Source organism: Streptomyces pacificus, from assembly GCF_011766325.1.
Classification (GTDB): domain Bacteria; phylum Actinomycetota; class Actinomycetes; order Streptomycetales; family Streptomycetaceae; genus Streptomyces; species Streptomyces pacificus.
This window is the reverse complement of the sequence record NZ_BLLG01000010.1, coordinates 94961-107335: the sequence shown is the minus strand read 5'-3', so window position 1 is coordinate 107335 and position 12375 is coordinate 94961. Positions and strand designations below refer to the sequence as shown.

General features: G+C 73.1%; 10 protein-coding genes. 9 read left to right on the top strand and 1 reads right to left on the bottom strand.

The window, feature by feature from the left end; translation table 11 throughout:
• Positions 1-293: 293 nt before the first annotated feature.
• From SCWH03_RS17760 to SCWH03_RS17740, 5 genes are all read left to right on the top strand, one after another.
• Positions 294-1037, top strand: a complete 744-nt coding sequence (locus tag SCWH03_RS17760; protein ID WP_173265240.1) for a hypothetical protein — start codon at positions 294-296, stop codon at positions 1035-1037.
• Between the two features lie 172 nt (positions 1038-1209).
• Positions 1210-1830: a sigma-70 family RNA polymerase sigma factor gene (locus SCWH03_RS17755; protein WP_173265239.1), complete on the top strand. Its 621-nt coding sequence runs from the start codon at positions 1210-1212 to the stop codon at positions 1828-1830.
• 622 nt (positions 1831-2452) lie between these two features.
• A complete protein-coding gene (locus SCWH03_RS17750) occupies positions 2453-3517 on the top strand; it encodes an ABC transporter substrate-binding protein (RefSeq protein ID WP_173265238.1) in 1065 nt (354 codons plus the stop codon).
• A 2-nt stretch (positions 3518-3519) separates the two neighbouring features.
• Positions 3520-4602: a FecCD family ABC transporter permease gene (locus SCWH03_RS17745; RefSeq protein WP_173265237.1), complete on the top strand. Its 1083-nt coding sequence runs from the start codon at positions 3520-3522 to the stop codon at positions 4600-4602.
• The gene (locus SCWH03_RS17740) at positions 4599-5414 is read left to right on the top strand and encodes an ABC transporter ATP-binding protein (protein WP_173265236.1); all 816 of its coding nucleotides are present in this window, start codon (positions 4599-4601) and stop codon (positions 5412-5414) included. Before SCWH03_RS17745 ends, SCWH03_RS17740 begins: the two co-directional genes overlap by 4 nt.
• 275 nt (positions 5415-5689) lie before the next feature.
• On the opposite strand, the gene SCWH03_RS17735 is transcribed toward SCWH03_RS17740, so the two are convergent.
• On the bottom strand, positions 5690-5905 hold the full coding sequence (locus tag SCWH03_RS17735; protein ID WP_173265235.1) for a heavy-metal-associated domain-containing protein: 216 nt from the start codon (positions 5903-5905) through the stop codon (positions 5690-5692).
• A gap of 386 nt (positions 5906-6291) precedes the next feature.
• Here SCWH03_RS17735 and SCWH03_RS17730 point away from each other — a divergent pair, with 386 nt between their 5' ends.
• The 4 genes from SCWH03_RS17730 (at position 6292) to SCWH03_RS17715 (ending at position 12123) form a co-directional block, all read left to right on the top strand.
• A complete protein-coding gene (locus tag SCWH03_RS17730; protein ID WP_254076818.1) occupies positions 6292-7716 on the top strand; it encodes an MFS transporter in 1425 nt (474 codons plus the stop codon).
• Between the two features lie 15 nt (positions 7717-7731).
• Positions 7732-9558, top strand: coding sequence for an asparagine synthase (glutamine-hydrolyzing) (asnB, locus tag SCWH03_RS17725; RefSeq protein ID WP_173265234.1), 1827 nt, complete (start codon positions 7732-7734; stop codon positions 9556-9558).
• Between the two features lie 10 nt (positions 9559-9568).
• Positions 9569-10834, top strand: a complete 1266-nt coding sequence (locus SCWH03_RS17720) for a cytochrome P450 family protein (protein ID WP_173265233.1) — start codon at positions 9569-9571, stop codon at positions 10832-10834.
• Positions 10835-11049: 215 nt separating this feature from the next.
• Entirely contained in the window at positions 11050-12123 is a 1074-nt protein-coding gene (locus tag SCWH03_RS17715; RefSeq protein ID WP_216854765.1) for an L-tyrosine/L-tryptophan isonitrile synthase family protein, read from the top strand.
• The last annotated feature ends 252 nt before the right edge of the window (positions 12124-12375 follow it).

The following is a 12375-nucleotide window of genomic DNA, read 5'->3' as shown; positions in this document are numbered from 1 at the left end:
GGTGGCCGACGGTTTGTCGGGGCCCCCGCTCCCGGCTCCCGGCTCCCCTGCCCGCGGCTTTCCGGCGCTCTCCGGCCTGCGGTCACGTGGTGGGCCGGACGGCGGGCGGGCCGAGCGGCGAGCGCGGCGGTCTGCCCGGACTCCAACTCCCCGTGGTATTCGTCGATGTGGGCGGCCGACGCCTCCGGTACGCGACTGTGGTGTGGATCACATGATCCGGTTTGAGTCGGTGACCGGGGTCGGATGCGTACCCATGCACGACGACGAGCGTCAGGATGCGAGGATGAGGCGCCATGACTGCCGGGTGGTGTTCTCGTACGGTACGGGCCGCGGTGTTCGCGGCCGTGTGCGTGCTGCTCGCCGCCCTCGGGCACGCCGTCATGTCCGGGGAGCCCGTACCGTCGTCGGCGCTGTTCGGCGGGTTCGTCGCAACCGCCGGGCTTGGCTGGGGCCTGGCAGGGCGTGAGCGGGGACTGCTGCCGGTCGTTGCCGTGGTGGTCGCCGTGCAGACGGCGCTGCACACGGTGTTCTCCCTGGCCCAGTCCGGGGCGACGGCCGCCGTGGCGGGCCACCACCACATCGCGGGTTCCGGAGTTGCGGAACAGGCCCATACGGGCGCCATGGGCGGTATGGCGATGCACCATGGGCACGGCGCATATGCCGGCACTGCCGGGCATATGGCGTCGGTCGGTGCGCCCTCCGCGGGTGATCTGGCCGATATGGGCCACACCATGCCCCTGCACCATCTGAATGTGCTGTCCGCAGACTCCTCCTCGCTGGGCATGTTCGCCGCCCATCTGCTGGCGGCACTGCTCACGGGCCTGTGGCTCGCCCATGGCGAACGAGCCGCGTTCCGCATCCTCCGCGCGGTCGCCGGCTGGTTGACCGCGCCGCTGAGACTGCTGCTCGCGTTGCCGGCGCCGCCGCACCGTCCGCGGTTGCGGGGCCGGCGCCGACCCTCCCGGATGTCGCGGCTCCTCGCCCTGGTGTACGTGATCGTCTCCCGAGGGCCGCCCGTGGGGTCAGCTGCCGCCTGACGGCAGCCGGAATCCCGAGGCGGCCCGAATCGCCCCTCGGGCACGGCCGTGCACCGGCCCGAGCGGGGGTACCTTCCGCCGGCGCCGGACGGCCGGACCTCCACACACCGGGTGGCGGACCGTGCGGCCTCGGGCCCCGGTCCGGTCCCGGACGACCCGAGAGGGACACCAGGTGATCTCTTCTGCCCTGCCCGCTACCGGTGACGCGACGGCGAAGGCCCCGTCGGCCGACGAGTCGATCACTTCCTGGGCGCTTGCCGCCCGCGCCGGTGACGCCGACGCCGAGGAGCGCTTCGTCCGCGCCCTGCACCGCGACGTCCTGCGCTATGTCGCCTATCTGTGCGGCGATCCGCAGTCGGCCGACGACCTCGCACAGGACACGTTCCTGCGCGCGCTCGGCAGCCTGCACCGCTTCGAGGGGCGGTCCTCGGCCCGCGCCTGGCTGCTGTCCATCGCTCGCCGAGCGGTGATCGACAGCTACCGGTACGCGGCCGCGCGGCCCAGACTGCACGACGTACCGGACTGGCAACTGGCGGTCGAACTCGCCCAGCCGAGCGACCTGCCCGGTTTCGACGAGGGCGTCGCACTGCTCGAGTTGCTGGCGTGCCTGCCGCGGGAGCGGCGGGAGGCGTTCGTCCTCACCCAGATGCTCGGGCTGCCCTACGCGGAGGTGGCCGAGCTGAGCGGCTGCCCGGTCGGGACGGTGCGCTCCCGTGTGGCCCGCGCACGCGCGACGCTCGTGGAACTGCTGACCGAAGCGGAGGAGCCGGCGGTGCCCGCACTGGCGGCCTGACCCGGCCGGGTCCCGGTCCCGGTCCTGGCCGAACGTAACGGCACCCGGTCTCGGCCGGAACCGGATCCGGGACCGGAGCCGGGCCCGGCACCGCACCTCGCCGGGGACCGCGGGGGCCACGGGGGCGCGCGAGCGGGCCGCGGCGAGGCGCGGTCTGCGCCGTGCGGGCGGCTGTACCGCGCGGCGCACACCGACGGGCGCCTGCCCTGCCGGAATGCGGCTCCGTCCGCCCGCAGGACCGGCACCTGCGGGCAGACGGAGCGTGCGGCGTCAGGGGTGTGGGGCGTCCATGTGTGCGATCACGCAGGGGGGTTCCCCGTATCGGATACACCGGATACACCGGATGTGCCGCACAAGCCGTATGTGCCAGATGGGCGGTAGAAGCCGGATGAACCGGCTCCTGCGAGTGGACCGGAGGGGGCGGATCCTGCGGTGCCGGGGCGTCCCCGTGCCCGGGCGGGCTGCGGCGCAGTGGGTGCGGGGCATTGCGGGCCGGAGGGGCGCCCGCAACCGCCCGGGACGGAACACCCCGGAGCCCCGGGAACTCATCCGGCACCCGCCGCGACTAGTGGACCGGGTGGCGGAGTCTCACCCCTGTGTCAAGTGAACTCTGGAGACTTTCATGCGTTCTCGTGCGTGGTGTGGTACAGCGGCCGCGGTGCTCGGCCTGCTCGCTGCCGGTTGCGGTGGCGGAAAGGACACCGAGGACAAGGGCACGGAGAAGTCCGCGGCTTCCGGCGGCTTCCCGGTGACCGTCACCGACTGCATGGGCGCCGGGACCACCTTCACCGAGGCCCCGGGGAAGATCGTCACCAGCAACGCCTCCAGCCTGGAGATCCTGCTCCGCCTGGGAGCGGGCGACCAGGTGATAGGCACCGGGTTCCCCCCCTCCAAGGGTGCGCTGCCCGGCGACCTGGACGCCCGGGCGCAGCAGGTCGAGGTGCTCAGCAAGACGGTCATCCCCAAGGAGAAGCTCCTCGGCTCCGGCGCCGACCTGTACATCGACACCTTCGCCTCGATGGCCGGCATGGGCGGCGGCATGGGCGACGCGCCGACCGAGGAGGAGTTCGAGGCCGCCGGGATCAAGCACGTCTACCTCAAGTCCACGGCGTGCGCTCCGATGGGCAAGGGGCCGTCGACGGACCTGTCCGCCGTCCAGGACGACATCAGCTCCCTCGGAGACGTCACCGGCACGAGCGCGAAGGCCCGGGAACTCGTCGCCGGGATGAAGGAGAAGGTCGACGGCGTGCAGAAGGCGGTCGGAGGAATCGCGGAGGACGCCCGGCCGACGTACTTCTTCTTCGACTTCGACGCGGGCACCAAGCAGCCGATCGCCGTGTGCAACCGCCAGGTCGCCAACGCGGTGATCACCCTGGCGGGCGCCCGCAATGTGTTCGCCGACTGCGACGGCGACTTCAAGCAGGTCAGCTGGGAGGACGTGGTGTCCAGGAACCCGGACTGGATCCAGCTCGGCGTGCGCGACCGGGGCAGCGAGGCCGCCGACGAGAAGGCGTTCGACGAGGCGCAGCAATGGCTCGAGGACAACCCCGCCACCAGGGGCCTGAAGGCCGTGAAGGAGGGCAACTTCCTGCGCATCGGCTCCGAGCGCACCACCATCGCGGGGGTGGAGAACGCCACCACGGTCCAGGACATCGCCAGGGCGGTCCACCCGGACAAGGTCAAGTAGCCGTGCTGGACACGCTGTCCGCGCCCCGCCGTGCGGCGGCGAAGACGCCAGGCGAGGCGCGGACCGTGCCCGCAGGGCTGGTCGCGGCCGTCCTCGGCCTGGCACTGCTGGCCGCCCTGACGGCGGCCGTCTCCTGGGGCTCCACGTCCATCCCGCCCTCGGAGGTGTGGAGTGTGGTGGGCAGAAGGCTGACCGGCGAGCCGCCGAGGCCCGGCACGGACGATCTGATCGTCTGGCAGCTGCGGGTGCCCCGCGCGCTGCTCGCCGCGCTCGTCGGCGCCGGGCTCGGCCTCGTCGGGACGGCGGTGCAGGCGCTCGTCCGCAACCCGCTGGCCGACCCGTATCTGCTGGGCATCTCCAACGGGGCCTCGCTGGGCGCCGTCGCCGCGATCGTGCTGGGTCTTGGCGCCGGGGGGGCGCTGGGCCTCGGGCTGTCCGGTGCCGCGTTCCTCGGCGCACTGGGTACGTTCGCCCTGGTGTGGACGGTGGCCCGGCGGGGCGGCGGGTTCGCGCCGCTGCGGCTGGTGCTGGCCGGTGTGGCGATCGGGCAGTTCCTGTCCGGCTTCACCAGCTACCTGGTGCTGCAGACCGGCGACGAACAGCAGACCCACAGCGTGCTGTTCTGGCTCATGGGCAGTCTCAGCGGGGCGAGCTGGCCGGTGCTCGCGGTGCCCGCCGTCGCGGTGCCCGCCGCGCTGCTCTGGCTCCACGCCCGCGGCCGCGGACTCAACGCCCTGCTGATGGGCGACGAGACCGCGGCCGGGCTCGGCGTCGACGTCACGAGGCTGCGCCGGGAACTGTTCACGGTGACCAGCGTGCTCACCGGGGTGCTCGTCGCCGTGTCCGGTGCCATCGCCTTCGTCGCCCTGATGGTGCCGCACGCCTGCCGTCTCGTCGTCGGCGGCGACCACCGCCGGCTGCTGCCGGTCTCCGCCCTCTTCGGCGCGCTGCTGCTGGTGGTGGTGGACATCGTGTGCCGTACGGCGATGGACACCCAGGAACTGCCGGTCGGTGTGGTGACCTCGCTCATCGGAGCCCCGGCACTGCTGTATCTGCTGGACCGACGCCTGGGGAGCGGTAGTTGAGGATCGACATCGAGGACCTGCACATCGCCTACGCGGGCCGGACGGTCGTCTCCGGTGCCTGCCTGGTCGCCGCCGAAGGGGAGATCACCGGTCTGGTCGGCCCGAACGGCAGCGGGAAGTCCACCCTGCTGCGCACCGTCTACCGGCACCTGCGTCCCGTCGCGGGGCGGGTGCTGCTGGCCGGGACCGACATCCGTGAGCTGTCCCCGGCCCGCTCGGCACGCCATGTGGCGGCGCTGCCGCAGGAGCGCGGAAGCGAGTTCGAGCTGACCGTCCGGGAGGTGGTGGCGATGGGGCGTACGCCGTACAAGCGGGCGTTCACCGGGGACAACGCCGCCGACCGGGACATCGCCGCCCGCGCCCTGGCGGACGTGGGCATGGCGGAGGCCGCCGGACGGCGCTTCACCGCACTGTCCGGAGGCGAGCGGCAACGGGTGCTGCTGGCCCGTGCGTTCGCCCAGGACCCGGACGTCCTGGTGCTCGACGAGCCGACCAACCACCTCGACGTCCGGCACCAGGTGGAGCTGCTCGCCCTGCTGCGGGCGCAGCGCCGCACCACGCTGGTGTCGCTGCACGACCTCAACGCCGCCGCGTCCGTGTGCGACCGGCTGCATGTGCTGCAGGAGGGAACCGTGGTGGCGTCGGGGCCGCCGCGCGAGGTGGTCACACCCGAGCTGATGGCCGAGGTGTTCGGCGTCCGGGCCGCCGTGGTCGACCACCCCCTCACCGGCGACCCGCTCATCGCCTTCGACCACCGGACGCCGGCCGGTGGCAGGACGGCTCCCGCACTGGAGGCCAACCCGGCCGGATGACGGGGTCCGGGCGGCGGTGCCGTGCGGTGCCCCCGCACTTCCCTCCCCTTGCCTCCCCTTGTCTCCCCTTCCTTTGCCTTCTCCTGCCCTCCCCTGCCCTCCCCTGCCCTCCCCTGCCTTCTCCCGCGTTCTCCCGCCTTGTCTCCCCTGCCCTCGCCGCGGTGCCGTGCCGGGCGGGTGGCGAGGGGCGGGGCGGTCCGGCCCGCACAGACGAGGGGCGGGACGCCGGGCGGTTCCCCGGCGTCCCGCCCCTCGTCTGTGCGGCGCGCGCAGGATCAGGCGGGCACCGGATCGCCGACCTCGTAGCCGGCCTCGACGATGGCGGCCCGCAGCCGTTCGTCGTCGAGGCCGGTGCCGTGCACGGTGACGGTGTTCGCGGCGAGATCCACCACGACCTCGCTCACCCCGGCCACCTCGCGGACCTCCTCGGTGATGCTCGCCACGCAGTGCCCGCAGCTCATACCGGTGACGTTGTAGTGCTTCTGGGACATGATCACTCCTCGATGCCGGTGAACCCTCTCACCGGCGTACGGATGCACGGGGGCGGATGTTCAGCGCCGACGCGGGAGAGGGCTCACGCGGCAAGGGCGCACCATCCATGTTCAGCTGTCACCCCAGTCGTCGGCCCAGGGGACCGCGGGGTTCCCGGCTCCGGGGGTGACGCGCAGGCCGGGACGGACCGGCCGGTCCGTCCCGGCCGGGACGGGGCCGTGGCGGGCGGTGATCAGGTCTGACGCGCGGACCGGGGCCGCCGGGAGCAACACCCAGGCGTCCGCACACGGTTCCCGGAAATGGCCGGGAACTCATCCACCGGCGGTACCGACATGTGGGACGAGGCCGCCGTCCGGCGGCCGTCCGACAGGGGAAGGGCGGAAGGGTGACGCACCACAGCGGAGGCTCCCCGGGGCCCGGACGCATACCCGGCGGCCTCGGCCGCCCCGGCGGCCAGGACCGCTGGCTCCTGGTGGCCGTGGCGGGACTGCTGTCGTTCGTGGCCATGCTCGACATGAGCATCGTCAACGTGGCCCTGGCGGAGATCTCCCGGGACCTCGGGGTGTCCGCAGCGACGGCCCAGTGGGTCGTGCTGGGCTACCAGCTTCCCGTCGTGGCGCTGCTGCTTCCCGCCGGCCGGTGGCTGGACGGCGCCGGCCGGCGCTCCGCGGTGCTCGCCGCCACCGCCGGGTTCGCCCTGTGCAGCGCCCTGGCCGCGGCGGCCCCCTGGGCCGGCCTCCTCGTCACGGCCCGGCTGGCCCAGGGCGTCTTCGGTGCGGTCCTGTTCGTGCTGATGCCCGTCCTCGCCCTCGGCTCGGTACGCCCCGAACTCCGCGGCCGGGCGATGAGCGTGCCCGCCACACTCGGCCCGCTCGGCGCCGTGACCGGGCCCGCCATCGGCGGACTGCTGCTGGACGGCCTGGGCTGGCGCGCCGTCTTCCTCGTCAAGATCCCTTTCTGTCTGCTGGCGCTGGTCGTCGCCTGGAGGGCGATGCCCCGCGACAGCGGGCTGCAACTGCCCCGTCCCCGGGCACTGCTGCACGCCTCGCTCGTCGCCACCGGCGTAACGATCCTGCTCGTGGCGCTGACCCTGGCGGCGGACGACTCCCGCTGGCTGGTGCTCATCGCGGCCGCGGCGCCCGCGCTGTGGCTGTGGCTGCGCGGCGGGGGCGGCCGGCCGGTGAGCGGAGTGCTGCGCGTGCCCGGACTCCCGGCGGCGCACGGGGCGGTGCTGGCACTGGCGACCGGCTTCGCCGCGATGACCTATGTCATCGCCCTCCACCTCCAACGCGACAACGGCGTCAGCGCCACCACCACCGGCCTGACCGTCCTCGCCTTCCCGCTCGGCATGGGCCTGGCAGGACCGCTCGGAGGACGCCTCGCCGACCGCTACGGCGCCAGGCCGGTCGCGGTCGCCGGAGCAGCGGTCACCGCCTGCGGGCTGCTGCTGCTGGTCCCGGTCGGCGAAGACTGGTCCCCGGTGGACGTGGCCTGGCGCCTGGCGCTCGCCGGCGCCGGCATGGGACTCAACGGCGGCCCCACACAGGCCCTGGTGATGGGGACGGCGCCACCGGAGCGGGTCGCGACCGTCGGCTCGACCGTCCAGCTCGCCCGCAGCCTCGGCTTCACACTCGGCCCCGCCCTCGCCACCGCCGTCTGGGGCCTCGCAGGAGCGGGCCACGGCGCCCGGGCCGGCCTGGGTCTGGCCGCCGCTGCCGCCTGCCTCTCCGTACCCCTGCTCCTGCTGCCCGCACGCCGCCATGCCGACGTGGCGGCCACGACGAACGCGGCCACCGCCGCCCCCAACTGACCGAGGAGACTGCCCGTGTGCGGAATCACCGGCTGGGTGTCCTTCCACCATGACGCCCGCGAACACGCCCCCGTCATCGAGGCCATGACGGCCACCCTCACCCCCCGCGGCCCCGACGCGGGCGGCGTCTGGCTGGGCGAGTACGCGGCCATCGGCCACCGCCGCCTCGCCGTCATCGACCCGGCCGGCGGAGTACAGCCGATGACCGACCGGCCCGACGAGCCGGCCGCCGTCCTCAGCTACAGCGGGGAGGTCTACAACCACCACGAGCTGCGCGCCGAACTGAGGAGCCTCGGGCACCACTTCCGCACCCGCAGCGACACCGAGGTGGTGCTCCGGGCCTGCCTCCAGTGGGGTGAGGACGTCGCGGAGCACCTCGACGGCATGTTCGCCTTCGCGGTATGGGACGAACGTGCCCGGCGGCTCCTCCTGGTCCGCGACCGCCTCGGCGTGAAGCCGCTCTACTGGGCCGCCGTCGACGGCGGGCTGGCCTTCGCCTCGGAGCCCAAGGCGCTGTTCGCGCATCCCGAGATCCGCCCCCGGGTGGACGCGGACGGGCTGCGCGAGGCGTACAGCCTGCTCTTCAACACCGGCCCCACAGTGTGGTCGGGCGTGCGCGAGGTCGAGCCGGGCGGCGTCCTCGCCCTGGACCGCGCCGGCATCCGCGAACGCCGCTACTGGCAGCTGGCGGCCCGCCCCCACGGCGACGACCGCGACACCACCGCCGAACGCGTCCGCGACCTCGTCTGCACCGCCGCGCACAGCCAGCTGGAGGCCGACGTCCCGCTGTGCAGCCTGCTGTCCGGCGGGATCGACTCCACGGTGCTCACCGCACTGCTCGCCGGCGAACTCCGCAGGCGGGAGGGCCCGGACGCGCGGATCCGCTCGTACGCGGTGGACTACAGCGACCAGGCCGAGCAGTTCACCGGCGACGTGCTGCGCACCGGCCACGACACCCCGTTCGCCACCGAGGCCGGGGAGTACATCGGCACCGACCACAGCACCGTCGTCCTCGACCCGCGCTCGCTGCTCGACCTCGACCACCGCAGGGCCGTCGTCGCGGCCCGGGACTCGCCCATCGGCGTCGGGGACATGGACACCTCGCTGTACCTGCTGTTCGGCAGGATCCGCGAGCACTCGACCGTCGCCCTGTCCGGCGAGGCCGCGGACGAGGTGTTCGGCGGATACCCCTGGTTCCACAACCCCAAGGCCCTGGCCGCCGCGACCTTCCCCTGGCTGCTGGTCACCGGCGACGAGGCCGCGATGCCCCTCAATCCCGAACTCGACCTGCGCATAGCCGAGTTCCGTGACGACACCTATGCCGACGCCCTGGCGGCGGTGCCGCATGCCGACGGTGAGACCGCGACCGAGCACCGGCAGCGCGAGATGCAGCACCTGTCCCTGACCCGCTGGCTGCGCCAGCTGCTGCACCGCAAGGACCGCCTCAGCATGGCACGGGGGCTGGAGGTCCGGGTCCCGTACTGCGACCACCGCCTGGTCGAGTACGCCTTCAACACCACCTGGGCGCTGAAGAGCTTCGACGGCCGGGAGAAGAGCCTGCTGCGTGCCGCGGGAACCGGGCTCGCCCCGGACTCGGTGCTGCACCGGCCCAAGAACCACTACCCGGCCACCCACCACCCCGACTACAACCGCGGGCTCCAGGACCTGGCCCGGGACGCGCTGTCCGACCCGCGGGTCCGCGCCCTGGCGGACGAGCCCCTCATCAAGCCCTCCCTGGACAGCCCGCCGGACCGGCTCCCGTGGGGGCACCGGCTCCGTCTCGAACGCGTCGTCGACCTCGCCCTGTGGCTGGACCACCACCGCCCCGAACTCGCCCTCTGAGGAGTGCATCATGACCCTTCACGAGACGCCTCCCATCGGGGACGACGTCGACTCCCTTCCCGAGCCGGTCCCGCTGACGGGCTGCCCGTACAAGAGCGACCCCTACCCGCTCTACGAGCGGATGCGCGAGGCCGGACCGGTCCACCGGGTGGTCTTCCCCAGCGGGGTGCACGCCTGGCTCGTCACCGGCTACGAGGCCGCCCACCAGGCGCTCAACGACGAACGCCTCGGCAAGAACCACGACCGGGGCAACGACCGCTGGCGCGCCCGGGCGTCGATCATGCCCGAACCCCAGCACTCGCAGCTCCAGGTGCACCTCCTCCACCAGGACCCGCCCCAGCACACCCGGATGCGGCGCTACGTCACCGACGCCTTCGCCCCGCGCCGCGTCGAGAGCCTGCTGCCACGCCTCCGGGAACTCGCCGACGCCCTCGTCGACGCCCTGCCCGAGACCGGTCCTGCCGACCTCGTCGCCGGCTTCGCCGCGCACTTCCCCTTCCGGGTCCTCGCCGAAGTCATCGGGCTGCCACCCGAACTGGCCGCCCGCTTCGACCGCGACTGGGGCAAGGTCGTCCAGCCGGTCGGCCCCACCGACCCGGCCCGGCCCGTGTACGAGGCCCGGCTGCACGGACTGCAGAGCTATATCGCCGAGGTCGTCGCCCACAAGCGCGGCCACCGGGACGACGATCTCCTCAGCCGCCTCGTCGCCGCCCGCGACGACGGCGAGCTGTCCCAGGAGGAACTGGACTCCATGATCTTCCAGCTCCTCGTCGCCGGACAGGAGCCGGTCACCAACCAGATCACCACCGCCCTCATCGCCCTCTTCCGCCACCCCCACGAGCTCGACCGGCTGCGCGACGAACCCGGCCTGCTGCCCCAGGCCGTAGACGAACTCCTCCGCTACGACAGCGCCTTCGAACTCACCACCTGGCGCTTCTTCGCCGAGGACAGCGAACTGCACGGCACCGCGGTCCCGGCCGGGGACTCCGTGATCGTCTCCCTGTGCGCCGCCAACCGCGACCCCCGGCGCTTCGAGCGGCCCGACGAACTCGACCTGGAACGCAGCCCCAACCCGCACCTGGCCTTCGGCCACGGCATCCACTTCTGCCCCGGTGCCGCACTCGCCCGCGCCGAACTGCGCATCGCCCTGGACACCCTCCTGACCCGGCTGCCGGGCCTGCACCTCGCCGTTCCGGACGAGGACATCCAGTGGATCCCGGCCGTCCTCGGCCGCGGCACCAACCACCTGCCCGTCGGCTACGACCGGCGCGCCTGACCCCTGACACCACCGACCGGGCCCGGCTGAGCGGCGGGGCCCGGTCCGCGGCGGAACGGGTCCGCGGCGGAACCGATACACGGCGGAACCGATACACCGCCGATCGGACGTCCGCGCCCGGTCCGCGGTGGAAGCGACACATACCGGCCGAACATCCGCGCCCGGCCACCCGCCGAGGCGCCATGCCGCCATGCCCGACCCCACGGAGGCCCCCAATGCCGCTGACGACAGCAGCCGAAGCCCCTACCGCAGAGACCGTCGTGACCACGGAGACCGTCGTGACCACGGAGACCGTCGTGACCACGGAGACCGCCGGGATCACGGAGACCACGGAGACCACGGAGACCACGGAGACCGCCGGGATCACGGGGACCACACGGATCACGGAGACCGCCGAATCCGTGGGGATCGCGGTCCTCAAGCTGCTCCTGCCCCACCACCGCACGGCAGACGACCGGGCGGCACCCCCCGAGGCCTTTCCCCACCAGCTCCACCAGATCGGCGCGTTCGTGCGCCGCGACGATCCCGTCGTCCTCACCCTGCCCGGCTTCCCCTGCAAGTCGCCGAACCCGGACAAGGTCCTCGGCCACCTTCCGGACCAGGGGGAGCGGCTCTCCCTCGCATTCCTGAACTCCCTGTGCGCCCGCATCGAGGAGATCCACGCACCCGGAGCGCGCGTCGTCATCTGCTCCGACGGCCATGTCTTCGGCGACCTCATCCGTGTGCCCGACGAGCACATAGACGCCTACTCGGACGAACTCAGTCGGCTGATCGACGAACTCGGCCTGCACCACCTGTCCGTCTTCGACCTCAGGGACGTACTCGGCGACCTGCCCCACTCGGCGAAACGCGCCTATGTGCACGACCGCTATGCCCCCGGCCTCGACGCACTGCGGGCCGAGGTCCGTGCCGACGAGCACACCCTCGCGCTCTACCGGGGCATCACACGCTTCCTCGTCGACGACACGGCCGACTTCACCGGGACCCGCTCCGCCCTCCAGCGCGAGTGCCGCCGCCGGGCGTACGGGGTCATCCAGCGCAGCCGGGCCTGGGGCGAGCTGATCGCGGAACACCATCCGGGTTCGGTACGGCTGTCCATCCACCCCCAGGCCGTCGGGGCGGCCAAGTTCGGCATCCGCCTCCTGGACGCCTCCGACGTGTGGACCACCCCCTGGCACTCCGCGGCCCTGCACCGGCCGGACGGCACGTGGAGCCTGATGCCCCGGGCCAGAGCCGAGCGACTCGGGCGGCTGGTGCGGCGCGACGGCAGACCGAGCCACTTCGAGTGACGACCGGCCGGCCCCCGGGGCGGGGACGGGTGAGGACCCCACCCCCTCGCGCCCCGGCAGCAGTGGTGCAGGAGAGGCCGATCCGCCTTCGGGACCACCCTCACCCAGGGCGTACGCTTCGAGCGCCGAGTCTTTCGCGCCGCGTTCGCCGCCGCCGACCCGAACGAAGCCGACCCGAGGGATGTCAACCGGAACGAAGACGCCCCGAGGGGAGCCGAGCAGAAGGAAGGCGGAGAAAGGCACGACCGCGTG